Origin of the sequence: Maribacter sp. R86514 (assembly GCF_044597005.1) — a bacterium.
Lineage (GTDB): Bacteria > Bacteroidota > Bacteroidia > Flavobacteriales > Flavobacteriaceae > Maribacter.
In genome coordinates, this window is sequence record NZ_CP138999.1 from 2,394,780 (window position 1) to 2,411,698 (window position 16,919).

The 16,919-nt window shown below is 35.9% G+C and carries 16 protein-coding genes; 9 read left to right on the forward strand and 7 right to left on the reverse strand.

All coding sequences use genetic code 11. The features are described from left to right. The first annotated feature begins 26 nt into the window (after positions 1-26). From gcvP to SJY30_RS10580, 4 genes are all read left to right on the forward strand, one after another. Positions 27-2,879 carry an aminomethyl-transferring glycine dehydrogenase gene (gcvP, locus tag SJY30_RS10565; RefSeq protein WP_396632160.1) on the forward strand — a complete coding sequence of 951 codons (2,853 nt, stop codon included), beginning with the start codon at positions 27-29 and terminating at the stop codon, positions 2,877-2,879. Between the two features lie 162 nt (positions 2,880-3,041). Beyond that, complete coding sequence (locus tag SJY30_RS10570; RefSeq protein ID WP_396632161.1) at positions 3,042-4,100, forward strand: 3-oxoacyl-ACP synthase III family protein; 1,059 nt, start codon at positions 3,042-3,044, stop codon at positions 4,098-4,100. Positions 4,101-4,102: 2 nt separating this feature from the next. Further along, entirely contained in the window at positions 4,103-4,624 is a 522-nt protein-coding gene (locus SJY30_RS10575; RefSeq protein ID WP_396632162.1) for a methyltransferase, read from the forward strand. A gap of 15 nt (positions 4,625-4,639) precedes the next feature. After that, complete coding sequence (locus SJY30_RS10580) at positions 4,640-5,494, forward strand: glycosyltransferase (RefSeq protein WP_396632163.1); 855 nt, start codon at positions 4,640-4,642, stop codon at positions 5,492-5,494. A gap of 47 nt (positions 5,495-5,541) precedes the next feature. On the opposite strand, the gene SJY30_RS10585 is transcribed toward SJY30_RS10580, so the two are convergent. The 7 genes from SJY30_RS10585 to SJY30_RS10615 form a co-directional block, all read right to left on the reverse strand. Continuing rightward, entirely contained in the window at positions 5,542-6,051 is a 510-nt protein-coding gene (locus SJY30_RS10585; protein ID WP_396632164.1) for an OmpH family outer membrane protein, read from the reverse strand. A gap of 52 nt (positions 6,052-6,103) precedes the next feature. After that, positions 6,104-6,949 (reverse strand): OmpH family outer membrane protein, encoded by an 846-nt coding sequence (locus SJY30_RS10590; RefSeq protein WP_396632165.1) that lies wholly within the window; start codon positions 6,947-6,949, stop codon positions 6,104-6,106. A gap of 103 nt (positions 6,950-7,052) precedes the next feature. Further along, positions 7,053-9,662 (reverse strand): outer membrane protein assembly factor, encoded by a 2,610-nt coding sequence (locus SJY30_RS10595; protein ID WP_396635323.1) that lies wholly within the window; start codon positions 9,660-9,662, stop codon positions 7,053-7,055. 4 nt (positions 9,663-9,666) lie between these two features. Beyond that, the gene (locus SJY30_RS10600) at positions 9,667-10,407 is read right to left on the reverse strand and encodes an isoprenyl transferase (protein ID WP_396632166.1); all 741 of its coding nucleotides are present in this window, start codon (positions 10,405-10,407) and stop codon (positions 9,667-9,669) included. Between the two features lie 8 nt (positions 10,408-10,415). Next, positions 10,416-11,102 carry a DUF6089 family protein gene (locus SJY30_RS10605; RefSeq protein WP_396632167.1) on the reverse strand — a complete coding sequence of 229 codons (687 nt, stop codon included), beginning with the start codon at positions 11,100-11,102 and terminating at the stop codon, positions 10,416-10,418. A gap of 113 nt (positions 11,103-11,215) precedes the next feature. Then, positions 11,216-12,097: an NAD kinase gene (locus SJY30_RS10610; RefSeq protein ID WP_396632168.1), complete on the reverse strand. Its 882-nt coding sequence runs from the start codon at positions 12,095-12,097 to the stop codon at positions 11,216-11,218. Between the two features lies 1 nt (position 12,098). Further along, positions 12,099-12,755, reverse strand: coding sequence for a CBS domain-containing protein (locus tag SJY30_RS10615; protein ID WP_396632169.1), 657 nt, complete (start codon positions 12,753-12,755; stop codon positions 12,099-12,101). A 92-nt stretch (positions 12,756-12,847) separates the two neighbouring features. Between SJY30_RS10615 and SJY30_RS10620 the strand changes: the two genes are divergently transcribed. The 5 genes from SJY30_RS10620 (at position 12,848) to clpP (ending at position 16,899) form a co-directional block, all read left to right on the forward strand. Beyond that, a complete protein-coding gene (locus SJY30_RS10620) occupies positions 12,848-13,561 on the forward strand; it encodes a pyridoxine 5'-phosphate synthase (protein WP_396632170.1) in 714 nt (237 codons plus the stop codon). Further along, positions 13,558-14,334, forward strand: a complete 777-nt coding sequence (locus tag SJY30_RS10625) for an alpha/beta fold hydrolase (RefSeq protein ID WP_396632171.1) — start codon at positions 13,558-13,560, stop codon at positions 14,332-14,334. The genes SJY30_RS10620 and SJY30_RS10625 overlap by 4 nt, the downstream gene beginning before the upstream one ends. A gap of 25 nt (positions 14,335-14,359) precedes the next feature. After that, the gene (locus SJY30_RS10630; protein ID WP_396632172.1) at positions 14,360-14,707 is read left to right on the forward strand and encodes a phage holin family protein; all 348 of its coding nucleotides are present in this window, start codon (positions 14,360-14,362) and stop codon (positions 14,705-14,707) included. 100 nt (positions 14,708-14,807) lie between these two features. After that, positions 14,808-16,130, forward strand: a complete 1,323-nt coding sequence (tig, locus tag SJY30_RS10635) for a trigger factor (protein ID WP_396632173.1) — start codon at positions 14,808-14,810, stop codon at positions 16,128-16,130. A gap of 88 nt (positions 16,131-16,218) precedes the next feature. Then, positions 16,219-16,899 carry an ATP-dependent Clp endopeptidase proteolytic subunit ClpP gene (gene clpP, locus SJY30_RS10640; protein WP_396632174.1) on the forward strand — a complete coding sequence of 227 codons (681 nt, stop codon included), beginning with the start codon at positions 16,219-16,221 and terminating at the stop codon, positions 16,897-16,899. Positions 16,900-16,919: the final 20 nt, after the last annotated feature.

Here is a 16,919-nt window from a genome sequence, read left to right on the forward strand (position 1 = left end):
TTACACTTTATATAACAAAAGTATCTATGAAGACTGACGTGTTTGCTTTGCGCCATATCGGCATTAGGGAAGAAGATTTAACTACCATGTTCAACACGGTTGGTGTTGAAAATCTTGAACAACTTATTTTCGAGACCATACCGGATCATATTCGCTTAAAAGAACCCTTAAAATTAGACCCCCCGATGAGTGAGCATAAATTTCTTGCGCACGCAGAGGCTCTATCTAAAAAAAATAAGGTTTTTAGAACCTATATCGGTCTAGGTTATCATGAAAGTTTAACACCGTCGGTAATCAAAAGAAATATTTTAGAAAATCCGGGTTGGTATACCGCTTACACGCCATACCAAGCTGAAATAGCCCAAGGCAGATTAGAGGCGCTTTTAAATTTCCAGACCATAGTTTCAGATTTAACGGGTATGAAGCTGGCCAATGCGTCATTGCTTGATGAAAGTACGGCCGCAGCAGAAGCTATGACCATGCTTTTTGATGTTAGAAGCCGTGAGCAAAAAAAGAATGCCATCGTAAAATTCTTTGTTTCAGAAGAAATATTACCACAAACATTATCACTATTAAAAACACGTGCTATTCCATTAGGTATCGAATTGGTCATAGGCAATCATGAAGAGTTCGACTTTAGTACAGAGTTTTATGGTGCATTATTACAATACCCTGGAAAACACGGGCAAGTTTATGATTATGCAGGTTTCGTGGCCAAGGCAAAAGATAATGATATTAAAGTAGCTGTTGCTGCCGATATTATGAGTTTGGTACTCTTGACGCCTCCTGGAGATTTTGGTGTAGACGTAGTTGTAGGTACTACCCAACGATTTGGAATTCCGCTTGGTTATGGTGGACCACACGCGGCATTCTTTGCTACTAAAGAAGAGTTTAAAAGAAATATACCCGGTAGAATAATAGGAGTCACCAAAGACACAGATGGCAAGCCTGCTCTAAGAATGGCTTTACAAACAAGGGAGCAACATATAAAAAGGGATAAAGCAACGTCTAATATTTGTACAGCACAGGTATTACTTGCGGTAATGGCAGGCATGTACGGTGTTTACCATGGCCCCAAAGGACTAAAATACATAGCATCGAAAATTCATGCTACAGCGGTTACCTTGACCGATGCTCTTGAAAATCTAGGTATCTATCAAATTAATTCTGCATATTTCGATACCATAACGGTAAAAGCAGATGCCAAAAAGGTGAGACCAATAGCCGAAGCCAATGAGGTAAACTTTTACTATGTAGACAATGACACTATTTCAATTGCGGTCAATGAAGCTACTTCTTTAGACGACCTTAATCAAATTTTAAGAATATTTGCCGAAGCACTTGGCAAAGCCTCTTCAGAGATTACAAGTCTACTAAGCGCCACTTCCATACCTAATAATGTACAGCGAACAAGTACTTTTATGGAAAATAAAGTATTTAATTCTTATCATTCAGAAACAGAATTAATGCGTTATATCAAAAAATTGGAACGCAAAGATCTTGCCCTAAATCATAGCATGATTTCTTTAGGAAGCTGCACCATGAAATTAAACGCAGCTAGTGAAATGCTGCCTTTAAGCTCATCTAACTGGGGCAATATTCATCCATTTGTACCGGTTGACCAAGCAGAAGGATACCAAACCATATTAAGAGAGCTTGCAAAAGACTTATCGATCATTACAGGTTTTGCAGATACATCATTACAACCAAACTCTGGCGCACAAGGCGAATATGCAGGGCTTATGGTTATTAGAGCTTATCACGAATCTAGAGGAGAATCTGAAAGAAATATTTGTTTGATCCCTTCATCTGCACATGGTACCAACCCGGCATCTGCAGTAATGGCAGGTATGAAAGTAGTGGTAACAAAGACTGATGAAAAAGGAAACATAGATGTTGCCGATCTTGAAGAAAAGGTAAAACTACATTCAGACAAATTAGCTGCGTTAATGGTAACCTACCCATCTACACATGGTGTATTCGAATCTTCCATTAAGCAAATAACAAAATTAATACATGATCATGGCGGTCAGGTTTATATGGATGGTGCAAATATGAATGCACAAGTAGGCTTAACTAACCCTGCAACTATCGGTGCAGATGTTTGTCACTTGAATCTTCATAAAACTTTTGCCATACCACATGGCGGTGGTGGCCCCGGTGTTGGTCCGATATGTGTTGCTCCGCAATTAGTGCCATTTTTACCGAGTAATCCAGTTATTGCAACTGGTGGTGAAAAAGCTATTACCGCTATTTCAGCAGCACCTTGGGGAAGCTCATTGGTTTGCCTAATTTCTTACGGATATATAAAAATGTTAGGCGAATACGGCTTAACTCACTCTACGAAAATCGCAATTTTGAACGCCAACTATATTAAGCATAAACTTGACGGCAAGTTCGATGTTCTTTATACAGGTGAGAAAGGAAGAGCTGCCCATGAAATGATTTTAGACTGTAGACCATTTAAGAAAAATGGCATTGAAGTTACTGATATTGCAAAACGACTGATGGATTATGGTTTTCATGCACCAACGGTATCCTTTCCCGTAGCAGGTACGGTAATGATCGAGCCTACAGAAAGTGAAAATTTAGCTGAACTAGACCGCTTTTGCGATGCTATGATCTCAATCAGAGAAGAAATAGACGAATCTAGTGCAGATGAACCTAACAATGTTTTAAAGAACGCTCCACATACTTTAGAAATGGCCACTATAGATGATTGGCAGTTTCCTTATTCAAGACAAAAAGCAACTTTTCCATTGCCGTACATTGCCGATAATAAATTTTGGCCTTCTGTACGCAGAGTTGACGATGCATATGGAGACCGTAATTTAATTTGTACTTGCGCACCTATTGAAGCGTATATGGAAACTGAATAATAGCTGCAAACCCATACTACAAAGCCTTTTCACCATTATGAAAGGGCTTTTTTTATACTCCGTAATTAAAATAAAATTGCTTGAACATCGTAAAATTTATTATGCATGCATAGAAAATATTTTCATTTTGATTAAATTTCGGTTACAAATCAAAATTTAAAAATGAGCATATCAATTACGGGAACGGGAAGTTATATTCCTGATTTGAAAATTTCTAACTCAGATTTTAATAACCATAGTTTTCTAAATTTAGACGGTAGTTCCTTTAAACACGACAACGAGGTTATTATTGAGAAGTTCAAAGCCATAACCGGTATTGAAGAAAGGCGATATGCTCCCAAAAAATACACTACCTCCAACCTAGCTTTTTTCGCCGCGGAAAAGGCTATCAAAAATGCCAAAGTAGACAAAGAAACGATAGACTATATTATTGTTGCCCATAATTTCGGGGACCTTAAAGACGGGTATATACAAGGTGACACCCTACCAAGTTTAGCTACTAGGGTAAAACATCAATTACAGATTAAAAATCCTAAATGTGTTGCATATGACTTGATTTTTGGTTGTCCGGGTTGGCTAGAGGGCATGATACAAGCTAATGCATTTATCAAAAGTGGCATTGCAAAAAAGTGCTTGGTCATAGGCGCTGAGACATTATCAAGAATAGTAGATGACAATGATAGAGATTCCATGATTTATTCCGATGGTGCAGGTGCTGCAATTCTAGAAGAGTCTTCTGATGGTGGCGAAATAATAGCTCACGAATCGGCAACATTTGCCAACGATGAAGCCAACTATCTATTTTTTGGAGAATCTTATAATAAAGAAGATGAAAAGAAAGCCTATTATATAAAAATGTTCGGTAGAAAAATTTATGAATTTGCCGTTACCAATGTGCCACCTGCCATGGCTTCTTGCTTAGATAACAGCGGTATTACGATTGATGAAGTGAAAAAGATATTCATTCACCAGGCAAACGAAAAAATGGACGAGGCCATAGTAAAACGCTTTTACAAAATATACGGTAAAGAAATGCCAGAAGGCATTATGCCCATGAGCATATCAAAACTAGGGAACAGTTCTGTTGCCACTATACCTACCCTATTTGACCTAGTAAAAGAAGGTAAATTAGAAAATCAAGAAATTAAAAAGGGAGATGTTGTTATCTTTGCTAGTGTTGGCGCCGGAATGAACGTCAATGCAATGGTATACAGAATCTAAACATGTACGAGAACACTTTTCCTAACAAACGCTATAAGCATACCTTACAATTTTTACGTAAACATATAAACACCAGTGAGCCTATACTAGATCTAGGGGTAGAAAACCCGTTTACTAAAATTATGCAACAAGACGGTTACCAAGTAAGCAATACTAGCGGAGAGGATCTAGATATCGACTTTAGTGCCGTAACCAATACAGATGCCGAGGTAATGACCGCATTTGAAATATTTGAACACTTGTTAGCGCCGTTACACCTCTTATCCAATTCTAAATCTAAAAAGCTTGTAGCAAGTATACCATTAAAACTTTGGTTTTCACCCGCGTATAGAAGTAAAACGGATAAATGGGACAGACATTATCATGAGTTTGAAGATTGGCAGTTCGACTGGTTATTGGAAAAAGCCGGATGGGAAATTCAAGATTCAATGAAATGGACCAATCCTGTAAAAAAGCTAGGCTTTAGACCTTTTCTACGGTTATTTACACCCAGGTACTATATTGTTTACGCTACCAGAAAATAAGAGACTATATCAAAGATGGATTACTACATAGTTATTCCTATACACAACGAAGAGGCTTTTTTAAAAAGCACGTTAGACTCTATTTTACAACAGACGTTTTTACCCAAAAAAGTCATTTTGGTTAATGATAACTCTACCGACACCACCGAATTCATAATAGACAAATATTGCTCTGAGTACACATTGTTTACAAAACTTAATTCTACTTCTTCTACACAACACATGCCTGGCAGCAAAGTAATAAACGCTTTCAACAAGGGACTTAGTTTATTAGATGACAATTATGATTTCATTGTAAAATTAGATGGCGATGTAATTTTACCCTCTAACTACTTTGAGCTAATAAGCGCACATTTCAAATTAAATAAAAGATTGGGTATTGCCGGCGGATTCATTTACGAAGAAAATAAAAATGGAGAATGGATTTTGAATCACCCTATGGATAAAGATCATGTTAGAGGCGCAATCAAAGCCTATTCTAAAGCTTGTTTTAAGGCGATAGACGGATTAAAAAATGCAATGGGATGGGATACAGTAGACGAGCTCTTAGCAAGGTTTCATGGGTTTTCTATACTTACCGATGCCCAATTAAAAGTAAAACACTTAAGGCCCACTGGAAAAGCGTATAACGCCAAAGCAAAAAAATTACAAGGTAAGGCAATGTATACCATGCGCTATGGATTCGTAATCACCTGTATCGCCTCTTTAAAAATGGCCTTGAAAAATAAATCGGTAAAGTCATTCTACAACAACATGCTCGGATACCTGCAAGCAAAGCAAAATAGTACGCCATATTTGGTTAGCGAAAAGGAAGGAGAATTTATTCGAAAACTAAGATGGACGAATATAAAGAGAAAAATCAAAGCATAAAAAAGCCATCTAAACAGATGGCTTTTTTAAATTTTATGAGTTTCTAATTAGAAACCTAATTGTTTTTTAACATCAGCTAAAAGGTCTTTACCTTTTGCAACGATCAGACCACCACCTGCTTGCGCGTCGATAACGTAGTCAAAACCTTGTGCAGCTGCAACTTGTTCGATAGCCGCTTTTGCTTTTTCAGAAATAGGGGCAAATAACTCAGCTTGTTTCTTTTGAAATTCTTGTTGAGCCCTTTGTTGAGCTTCACCAATATTCTTTTCGTAACCTTGTAATTCTACCGCTCTTTTTTCGTTCTCTTCTTTAGATTTTGCAGCAGCTTCATTTTGGTATTGCGTGTATTTGTTACGCAATTCTGTCATTGAACCTTCAATATCCGCATTGTACGTTTCTTGCAATTTCTTAAGTTCTGCTTCTGCTGCTTTCATTTCTGGCATTGCAGATAATAATTGAGTAACATCTATATGAGCTACTTTACTTTGAGCATTTACAAAACTTGTCGTTGCTACGAACAACAATAAGGCTACCAAAATTTGTTTTACTTGTTTCATGAGTGTAATTTTAATTCAATTTTGAGTGTTAATTTACGGTCGTTAGACCTATTTAAATAGTACCGTTATCATCTTTTTCGGTATCGCTATTTTCTTCTTTATTATTTCTTTCTTTTAACTTTTCTTGCCTTTTAGCTTCACGCTCCTCTAACAACTTCTTTCTTCTTTCTTCGTAAGCCTTCTTTCTTTCTTCACGCAATTTAAGTTGTTCTGCCTTGGCATCGGCAGCACTTTTCTGTCTTGTTTCAGCAGCTTGCGTTGCTTTATCCAAACGTTCTTGTAATGCCTCGCTCACCACTTCTTCCTCTTCTTCTTCAAAATCATCTAATCTACTACGATCATTTGATTTTTTCGCTGGTTTACTAATTTTTCTTGTTCTAGCAATGCCTCTCAGCACCAAATCACTAATATCGTGCCTTTTTTCGGAATACAACATTACAACATCCGCAGATTTATCAAAAATAAAATCATACTTTTTATTAGCGCCGATTTTCTGAACTTCATTGAACACTTGATCCTGTATTGGTTGTATCAACCTTCTTTTTTGCAAAACCAAATCTCCCTGCGGCCCAAAACGATCTTGTTGATACTCGATCATCTCACGTTCCAGAATTTGAATTTCTTCATCACGTTCAGCTATAAGCTCTGGAGTCAACAGCACTTTCTCTGCCATTAAATCTTTCTTCATTTGTTCTACCACACTCTGCTTCTGCTCGACCTCGACTTTCCAACGCTGTACTTTAGTTTCTAACTGTTCTGTGGCTTCTCTATACTCGTCTACATTCTGTAATATGTACTCCATATCTACATAGGCCATTCTTACCCCTCTTTGGGCAAAACCCTGTATAGTCATAAAGATGACCGAAACTATTAATAGAACTCTTGTTTTTGTACTCATTGTTAATGTCGTTTAATCCTATAGAAAATATCGTGCCAAAATTACTAAATCTTTTAAAATTAAAGGATTAGCACTAAGCTCGAATATAATAATTCAATGAAAATTAAAACTGTTGACCAATAATGAAGTGTGTTTGCCATCCGCTTGCTCCTTGCCCAATGGATTGTGGTCTAAGATCTTCATCAAAACCATATCCAAAATCAATACCCAACAAACCAAACGCTGGCATAAAGATACGAAGCCCCACACCGGCCGATCGTTTTAATTCAAACGGATTAAACTCTTGAAAATTGTTGAAGGCATTACCACCTTCTAAAAATGCGAGTCCGTAAATAGAGGCAGACGGCTTCAACGTCAATGGATAACGTAACTCTAATGAAAATTTGTTATAGATTACAGCACCATCTGGAGTATTAGACCCTTCGGAATAAGGTGTAATAGACTGGTTTTCATAACCCCTAAGCTGAACAACATCCCTACCATCTAATGTAAAGTTACCTAAACCGTCACCACCAACATAAAAACGTTCAAAAGGTACATTACCTACGGCACTATTGTAACTGCCCAAAAACCCTAGTTCAGCGTTGCTACGTAGCACTAACTTATCTACCAGCGTAGAATACCAATCACCTTTAAATTTAACTTTATAGTACTCAAGTAATCTAAAGCGATCTTGATCTAATTCTGACAATCTGTTTTGATCAGCCGTACTCAACTGACCACCCTGAGCGTTTTTCAAATCTTCCAGCTCTTCTGATTCATTTTTTAAACTTCTAAAATCTTTATCACTAAATAACGACCAAGGCGGGGTAAATTTACCTGACAACTCAAATGTTGAACCCGAAGTAGGGAAAATTCTACTCGGCCCTTGAGAACTTCTAGAGATACCGAATGTATAAGCTAAAGAATTTGCCTTACCATTACCAAAATTAAATAGACCTATGTTATAATTTCTGAAGTCATATAACTGGTAACTAAGTGAATGAGATATAGTAAAGAAATCATCTGGCCATTGTACACGTTTTGCCAAACCTGCCGTAATACCTGTAATTGAAAATTGTCGATCCTTACTAACATTTATATCCCCGTTATTCTCAAAGGAGGCAGCAAACTGTTGCGTTCTTGACATACTTAAGTTAAAACGTACCGGTTTTTTACCACCTAGCCACGGCTCGGCAAAATTTAAACTATACACCCTAAAAGTTTGACTTGCTTGTAAACGTAAAGCGAAAGTTTGCCCATCGCCCATTGGTACAGGTTTGTACTTTTCTCCATTAAATAAATTTTGGATAGAAAAGTTACTAAACGATAGCCCTAAGGTACCAATGAAACCACCGCCACCATAACCACCTTGCAATTCAATTTGGCTAGAGCCAGATTCAACCAGGTTCCAAGCTAAATCTACCGTACCCTCGTTAGGGTTGGCATTTAAAACATCTGGTGTAATTTGCTCCGCATCAAAAAAGCCAAGTTGACCTAATTCACGAATAGTTCTAATAATATCTGCCTTATTATATTTTTGCCCAGGTCTTGTGCGTAATTCACGATAGATTACATGATCATTTGTCTTATCGTTACCAGAAACCGTAACGTGATCTAAAAATGTCTCTTTACCTTCTATAATTCTAATTTCAAAATCAATAGTATCGTTAGCGGCAGATATTTCTACAGGGTTGATGGTAGAAAAAAGATATCCATTATTTTGATATAAACTAGTTACATCACTTGGGTCTGGTTTAGAATTATCGGCAATTCTTTCACGTAATAATACACCATTATAAGTATCGCCTTTTTTGATACCTAAAACCCTATTCAATTGACGATCTGTATACACAGTATTACCTACAAAGTCGATATTACCGAAATAGTACTTATCTCCCTCTTCTACCTTTATCTTTAAATCAATGTTGTTTTCATCGACCTTAATAATAGAATCAGACAGTACACGGGCATCACGATATCCATTTTCGGCAAATTTATCTACAAGTAGACCAAGATCTTCTTCATAGTCATCTTGAATATATTTTGATTTTTTCCAGAAACGACCTAATTTTTTCTTCTTGGTATTTTTTAAAGCTTTACGTAATTTCTTGTCAGACAACTGTTCATTACCTTCAAATATAATATCACGAATCTTTACTTTATCTCCCTTATTAACGTTTACTACCATCTTTTGGGTATTGGTATCGGTAGTATCTTTAGAAGTAGCAATAGTAACATCGGCATTTAAATAACCTTGTTTCCTATACTTATTAGTGATATAGTTTTTAGAGTTGGAAATTAAACTCTCGGTAATTTTTTTCCCTTTTTTAAGATCGGTATCCTTAATAAGCCCTTCGACTTTACCTTTTTTAACACCATAAAACGTAACATTAGTCAATGTTGGACGTTCAATTATGTTCAATTCCAAGAAGACGGTATTCTCTTCTATATTCGTAATAAAGATGTCAATTTCACTAAAAAGCTCTAGACCCCATAATTTTTTTATGACTTCGCTTATTTGTTCTCCTGGTAATGTAATAGGTTGACCTACTCTTAACCCAGTATAAGTTTTTACGGTTTGCTCATTATAACTTTGCAGTCCGGTAACGTCTAAACCTCCTAAAATATAGCTTTTACCGTCCTCATAGGAAGCATCCTGTGCAGCGGCAATAAAGGTGGTCAAAAATAAAAGGGTAGTTAAAAAGTGGTTCAATGATATGAACCTGGTCATATCTTTAAGTGAGTTGTTCGCTTGTTTTTCCAAATCTTCGTTCTCTGTTCTGGTAGTTTTTTATGGCCTCAACTAAGTGATGCTCTCTAAAATCAGGCCAATATACATCAATAAAATATAACTCTGCATATGCTATTTGCCATAATAAAAAATTGCTGATCCGATGTTCTCCACTAGTACGGATTAGCAAGTCTACGTCTGGCAAATCGTGCGTGTAAAGATGGCTATTTATAATTTCTTGGTCAATGTTTTCAATTGAAATTATATTATTTTTAACTTTGGTACTTATCTCTTTGACCATAGATTGCAACTCTTCACGAGCACCATAGCTCAAAGCCAAAGTCAATGTCATGCCTGTGTTTTGCTTTGTTTGATCCATTACTTCGACCAACTCTTTATATGCTTTCGCAGGAAGCGCATCTATGTTACCTATAGTATTTAGGCGTACGTTATTTTTGTTAAAAGTTTTAAGTTCTTTCTTTAAAGAAGAGACTAATAAGCGCATAAGTGTCTGCACTTCTATCTTAGGTCTATTCCAATTTTCTGTAGAAAAAGTATATAATGTTAAGTATTTAACTTTCAGTTGAACACATTGCTCAACAACGATTCTAACGGTTTTTACACCGTGTTCGTGACCAAAAACTCTTAGTTTACCGCGTTCTTTTGCCCACCTACCATTACCGTCCATAATAATAGCAAGGTGCTTTGGAACATTCAGTTTATCAATATCGTTTATATCACTCATCTTAAAATTTACTCAAAACAATCCATACAAGGCTTTCTTCCAAAAGTGTAGGTTAAAGTTAGACCGGAAAACACATACCAGTCATCACTAAAAATATTACCGAATTGGAACTCTTCAAAGTTAGAACCTTTAGGGTTACTACCATCTAAGTTATCTGTAAAAGTATACCTGGCCCCTATTTCGCCCCCAAAAATAAGAAACTGATTGATACGATACTTAAAACCAACAGTCATTGGCACTGCAAAACTTCCTTCTTTTTGATTTATATCTTGTAGAACACCACCATTAAAATATTGATAATCATACCTAAAATAGGTGAGACCTGTATATAAATAGGGCGTAAATGCCGGACCAAGTTTATGTAAATTATATTCTACGAAATTAAATTCCAATCCCACAGAGCCCTCAAAAATTGAATTATCTATAACATAACCTCTTTGCTGCCTTGCCGTAGAACTAGATTTATTATCATCGGCAGTAAACTTACCGTAAGTTAAACTACCACGCCATGCATATCTCTTACTAATGTTCCATTTAAACAAACCACCAAAGGCAATGTTGGAAGGCAACAGATAATCTGTTCTACCAACATCACTAATTGTATTGGCACCACCGGCAAAAACACCCACCTCATACGTCTGCGCTTGCAAACCTGACAGTGAAAAAAGCAATACTAACAACGTTATGTAACGCATAAAATAGATTTTACAATTATTGCGGATATTATATGTAAAACTGAGAATGCAATAATTTTAATGTTCTCAAAAGATAAACAGCGATTAAGGACAATTATTGTTTAAATGTTGGCTCAATTTCGCCTATCCTCGCCCCAAAGAAGCTTATTTCTTAAGGTCTTTAAAAAACTTTCTGAAGTATATTCTATCATTTTAATGGTATAAGGAGCCTTACTTATAGTTATCTCCTCTCCATTTTCTAATGATGCAATTCTAGAATCTAAAGAAACCAAGTGGTTTTCTTCTCTACCAGACACTTTCAAACGAATTACAGTATCATCAGAAATAACCAGTGGTCTCGCATTTAAGTTATGCGGAGCAATTGGGGTCAGCACCAATGATTTAGCAGTAGGCACAATTACAGGACCTCCACAACTTAAGGAATACCCGGTTGACCCAGTTGGGGTAGATATTATTAATCCGTCTGCCCAATACGATGTTAAGTACTCATCATTTAAATATGTTTCTACCGTAATCATAGAAGTAGTTTCTTTTCTGCTTACGGTAATTTCATTCAATGCAAAATTTAAATCTCCAAACTCGGCATCCAATTTCTCGGTATTCAATTGCACCAAACTACGCTCCACAACGGTATAGGCACCTTGCTTGAATTCTTGAACTACTTTTCTAACATCTTCTTTTTTAAAAGTTGAAAGAAACCCTAACCTACCGGTATTAACACCCACAATAGGAATACCCAAGTCTTTCACAAAAGTTGTTGCCCTTAATATAGTACCATCACCACCAAAACTAACAAACATATCGAAAGAAGCATTTAACCCTTCTTCCATCGTAAAAACAGAAAAGGTTTGACTATTACCTTTAGCTTGATACAATTCGTAAAAATCTTTTTCAATATGAACTTCTGCAGATACCGTTTGCAACTCATCTAACAGTTCAATGAGGTACTCAATGGCATTATCTTGATAAGTTTGACCGTAAACAGCTACTTTCATATTATACATTAAGATATTTATCTAAATAATCTGATCTGTTTTTTAGGTCTTCTAAAAATTGGTCATCGCTGTTACCAAATATAATATGGTAATTATAACGTCTAAAAGTCTGCACTACCTTATTATAGTTATTTGCTGTAATTTTTAAGGTTACTTGTATAACATCATTTTGGGTATCGGTAATAAAACCACCAAAAAGTTTGGCATTATTACTTTCAACTATCTGCGCAATCTCACTAAATGAATAATCCTTAACACCTTTTGCTACGACCAGAATACTGCCTGGATCGGTAAAAAACGGCGTGTCAATAAATTCGGCAACAACATCGGTTAAACAATAGTAACCCGTAACTTCTTCTTTTTCATTAAGAACCGGAATTAAATTAGCTTCATTTCTAGCAAAAACTTCCAACACATCTAGCCAATTGGTATCTCTACGAGCAAAAAAACTTTGAAGTTCATATCTAAACTCCTCAATTTTAGACTCCGGTAGCAATCCGTCAGCATCTATTTCAGAGAAAAGTCCTAAAAACCTTCCATCCTCCAAAATAGCGATATGGGAATAGGTAGTATCATGAAAAAACGCTAATACTTTTTCAGCAGTATCGTTGATATCGAATACCGGTAAGCTCGTAATGATATGTTCTTGAATATTCATAGACCTTTATATAACGCAAAATAACAATTAATAATATCAAAAGGCGTGCCTTATTTGTATTTTTGATGCTCTTAAAAGGTAAATAAGACATAATGACAAAACTTAGCGTTAACGTAAACAAAATTGCAACTCTTAGAAATGCCCGTGGCGGCAATGTTCCAGATTTACTTAAGGTTTCTAAAGATTTAGAAAGTTTTGGAGCGCAGGGTATCACTATTCACCCTAGACCAGATGAACGTCATATTAGATACCAAGATGCGAGAGATTTAAAAAATACGGTAACTACAGAATTTAATATTGAAGGTAATCCGGTTCCAAAATTTATCGAATTGGTTCTAGGAGTGAAACCAGAACAAGTTACACTGGTACCAGATGCTGTAGATGCCATCACATCAAACGCAGGCTGGGATACTATAAAGCACAAAGAATTCTTAACCGATGTTATCAAAACCTTCAAAGAAGCCGGCATCCGTACTTCAATATTCGTTGACCCCAATCCAAAAATGATCGAGGGTGCAAAAGCGGTTGGTACAGATAGAATAGAATTATACACTGAAAGTTACGCTACAGACTACGAAAAAAATAAAGAAGAAGCTATAAGACCATTCATTGAAGCTGCCAAACATGCCAACGAATTAGGAATTGGAATTAATGCCGGTCATGATCTAAGTTTGGACAACATTGAATATTTCGCCAAAAATATCCCTAACTTACTAGAAGTATCTATTGGTCATGCGCTTATTAGTGAAGCATTATACTTAGGGCTGGACAATGTAGTGAACATGTATTTACATAGATTAAAATGAAACAGCTATTACATTCGGTAATTTTAGGAGAAGGTAAGCCTTTATGCATTCTACACGGATTTCTGGGCATGCTCGACAATTGGAAAACGCTAGGTGCACAATACGCAGAAAACGGATTCCGTGTTCACCTCATCGACCAAAGAAATCATGGTAAAAGTTTTCATTCGCCAGATTTCAACTATGACATACTTGCTGATGATTTTTTAAATTATTTAGATGCACACGATATTGAAAATTCTGCATTAATAGGTCATTCAATGGGAGGTAAAACCGCCATGCAATTCGCATGCACTTACCCTGAACGGGTCAATAAATTAATTATAGCGGACATAGCCCCAAAATATTACCCACCACATCACCAAGAAATCATTGATGGTCTAAATGCCATTGACACCACCAATTTAAAGTCAAGAAAAGATGCAGACGAGCAACTAAAGAAACATCTATCTAACCCAGGCATCAGACAATTTTTATTAAAAAACTTGCAAAGAAATGATGACAAAAAGCTTTGCTTTAAGTTTAATTTAGAAGTATTGAGCGATAAGATGGAAGAAATTGGTGACAATATCAATAGTTCAGACAGTTTTAATGGTCAAACCCTATTTCTAAGAGGCGATAAATCTGAATATGTAACCAACAATGATTTTGATATCATACACCGTCATTTCCCTAAAGCTACAGTTGAAAAAATTGACAATGCAGGACACTGGTTACATGCAGAAAACCCTAAACAGTTCTTTGAAAAATCAATTACCTTTTTGAACCAACGATAAACCATAATCCTATATACCATAAGCCATGAAACTAATTTTAAGAATTCTATTAAGTGCAGTTGCCGTTGTAATTCTAGCCAATGTATTACCCAATGTATCTGTAGACAATTTTGTTACCGCAGTAATTGTAGCAGTGGTTTTAAGCATTTTAAACCTACTGGTAAAACCTATTTTAGTGATTTTAACGCTACCGGTAACCGTAATTACCTTTGGTCTTTTCCTGCTGATCATTAATGCAATAATTATTTTATTGGCAGATAAACTTATTGACGGATTTGCGGTTGGAAATATTTGGTGGGCATTGATTTTTAGTCTCTTGCTATCATTTTTACAATCAATCTTTTTTACACTGTTAAAAGAAGACAAGTCATAGTTGCTTGTGATTTGAAATTCAATACTTTAAAAAATTGGTTGACTTTGCAAAATGTAGTATTTTTGCATCCCATTTTACACATGCAAATAGATATTAAGGAATGAATATTACGAAAGAGCAGATAGACGATTTAAATGCAGTAGTTAAAGTTGCTATCACAAAAGAAGATTACCAAGATAAGGTTGACACCATTTTAAAGGATTATAAGAAGCAAGCTAATATTCCTGGTTTTAGAAAAGGCCAAGTTCCTATGGGTCTTATTAAAAAGCAGTATGGTAAAGCCGTATTGGTAGATGAAGTAAACAAATTGTTGCAAGACAATCTTAACAAATACCTAACTGAAGAAAAGTTAGACGTTTTAGGTAACCCTTTACCAAAACAACAAGACAATTTTGATTGGGACCAAGATGAATTGGCTTTTGAATTTGAATTAGGATTAGCTCCTGATTTTGAAGTTTCTTTGAAAACCAAAAAAGCGATCACTCAATATAAAATCGTTGCCGACAAGAAAATGATCGACGAGCAAGTTGAACGTATTCAAAAGCAATACGGTAAACTTGTAAGCAAAGATGTTGTTAGCAAGAATGATGAAGTAAGTGGAACTTTCACTAATGAAGCGGAAGAAATCGACAACAAAACATTGATTGAGACTGACAAGTTGAAGAGCAAAAAAGCTTTAGACGCTTTAAAAGGCAAAAAAGTTGGCGATGTTGTTACATTGAAAACAAAGGGTCTTTTCAATGAAGATCACATGCTATCCAGCGCTTTAGGCATTGACAAACAAAAAGCCGAGGCATTGGATACTGAAGTTACTTTCACCATTTCTGAAATTAACGAAAGAGAAGCCGCTGAATTAAATCAAGAATTATTTGACAAACTTTTTGGCCCGGACAGTGTTAAATCTGAAAAGGAATTAAAAGAGCGCATCAAAGAAGATTCTGAAAAACAATTTGAGCAACAATCGGATCAAAAGTTATTGAACGATGTTACCGAATATTTTATTGACAATACAAAATTTGAACTACCAACTGGTTTCTTGACCAAATGGATTCAAATGACTGGTGAAGAGCCATTGTCTGAAGAACAAGCTGTTGAAGAATATGCTAAATCTGAAAAAGGCTTACGCTACCAACTTATTGAAGGTAAAATAATAAAGGATAATGAACTACAAGTTCAGTTTGATGAATTGAAAGAATTCTCTAAAGGATTTATTCGTTCTCAAATGGCACAATTTGGTCAATTAGACCCAAAAGAAGAAGAATTAGATTCTATTGCTGCAAGAGTTCTTGGCAACCAAGATGAAGTAAAAAGACTATCGGAACAATTGATGAGTCAGAAACTATTGAATCTTTACAAAGAAAAAGCGAATCTTAAGACAAAGGAAGTTACCTATGAAAATTTCGTGAAAGAAGTTTATGGATAAATTCCAAACAATAAATTAAGTATCTTTACGGTGCCGGAAATGAAATTTTCGGCACCTTTTTTTACTCTAAAATATAGACATACAATTTATGGATTACGGAAAAGAATTCAAGAATTTCGCTATAAACGACCAAGGTATTAGTAGCACATATTACGATTCTATCATGAGCAGCATGTACCCAACGAACATGACGCCTAACATTATAGAAGAGCGTTCTATGAACATTGTTGCAATGGATGTTTATTCGCGTTTAATGATGGATCGCATTATTTTTATGGGTACTGGTATTAACGACCAAGTAGCTAATATTATACAAGCACAATTATTGTTTTTAGCAAGTGTTGACGCTAAAAAAGATATCCAAATTTACATTAACTCACCAGGTGGTAGCGTATATGCCGGTTTAGGTATATATGATACGATGCAGTTTATCACTCCTGATGTTGCCACTATCTGTACAGGTATGGCGGCTTCAATGGGCGCTGTTCTTTTATGTGCAGGTGAAAAAGGAAAACGTAGTGGCTTACAACACTCTCGTGTTATGATTCACCAACCACTTGGAGGTGCACAAGGTCAAGCTAGTGATATTGAAATTACCGCTAGAGAGATCTTGAAATTGAAAGATGAATTATACCAAATCATATCTGACCACTCTGGAACGGACATTGAAAAAGTACGTGATGACAGTGACCGTGACTATTGGATGAAAGCCGATGAAGCGCTTAAGTATGGTATGATTGATGAGATATTGGTAAGGGAGAAGAAATAATTTCGACCAATTGAATCAAA

Bases quoted from the DNA above. Each gene is read 5' to 3' on its own strand.
- SJY30_RS10610 (WP_396632168.1), bottom strand. From the start codon at position 12,097: ATGAAAGTAGCTGTTTACGGTCAAACTTATCAAGATAATGCCATTGAG.
- SJY30_RS10595 (WP_396635323.1), bottom strand. From the start codon at position 9,662: ATGACCAGGTTCATATCATTGAACCACTTTTTAACTACCCTTTTATTT.
- SJY30_RS10590 (WP_396632165.1), bottom strand. From the start codon at position 6,949: ATGAGTACAAAAACAAGAGTTCTATTAATAGTTTCGGTCATCTTTATG.
- SJY30_RS10630 (WP_396632172.1), top strand. From the start codon at position 14,360: ATGAAACTAATTTTAAGAATTCTATTAAGTGCAGTTGCCGTTGTAATT.
- SJY30_RS10620 (WP_396632170.1), top strand. From the start codon at position 12,848: ATGACAAAACTTAGCGTTAACGTAAACAAAATTGCAACTCTTAGAAAT.
- clpP (WP_396632174.1), top strand. From the start codon at position 16,219: ATGGATTACGGAAAAGAATTCAAGAATTTCGCTATAAACGACCAAGGT.
- SJY30_RS10625 (WP_396632171.1), top strand. From the start codon at position 13,558: ATGAAACAGCTATTACATTCGGTAATTTTAGGAGAAGGTAAGCCTTTA.
- gcvP (WP_396632160.1), top strand. From the start codon at position 27: ATGAAGACTGACGTGTTTGCTTTGCGCCATATCGGCATTAGGGAAGAA.
- SJY30_RS10600 (WP_396632166.1), bottom strand. From the start codon at position 10,407: ATGAGTGATATAAACGATATTGATAAACTGAATGTTCCAAAGCACCTT.
- tig (WP_396632173.1), top strand. From the start codon at position 14,808: ATGAATATTACGAAAGAGCAGATAGACGATTTAAATGCAGTAGTTAAA.
- SJY30_RS10615 (WP_396632169.1), bottom strand. From the start codon at position 12,755: ATGAATATTCAAGAACATATCATTACGAGCTTACCGGTATTCGATATC.
- SJY30_RS10570 (WP_396632161.1), top strand. From the start codon at position 3,042: ATGAGCATATCAATTACGGGAACGGGAAGTTATATTCCTGATTTGAAA.
- SJY30_RS10585 (WP_396632164.1), bottom strand. From the start codon at position 6,051: ATGAAACAAGTAAAACAAATTTTGGTAGCCTTATTGTTGTTCGTAGCA.
- SJY30_RS10575 (WP_396632162.1), top strand. From the start codon at position 4,103: ATGTACGAGAACACTTTTCCTAACAAACGCTATAAGCATACCTTACAA.
- SJY30_RS10580 (WP_396632163.1), top strand. From the start codon at position 4,640: ATGGATTACTACATAGTTATTCCTATACACAACGAAGAGGCTTTTTTA.
- SJY30_RS10605 (WP_396632167.1), bottom strand. From the start codon at position 11,102: ATGCGTTACATAACGTTGTTAGTATTGCTTTTTTCACTGTCAGGTTTG.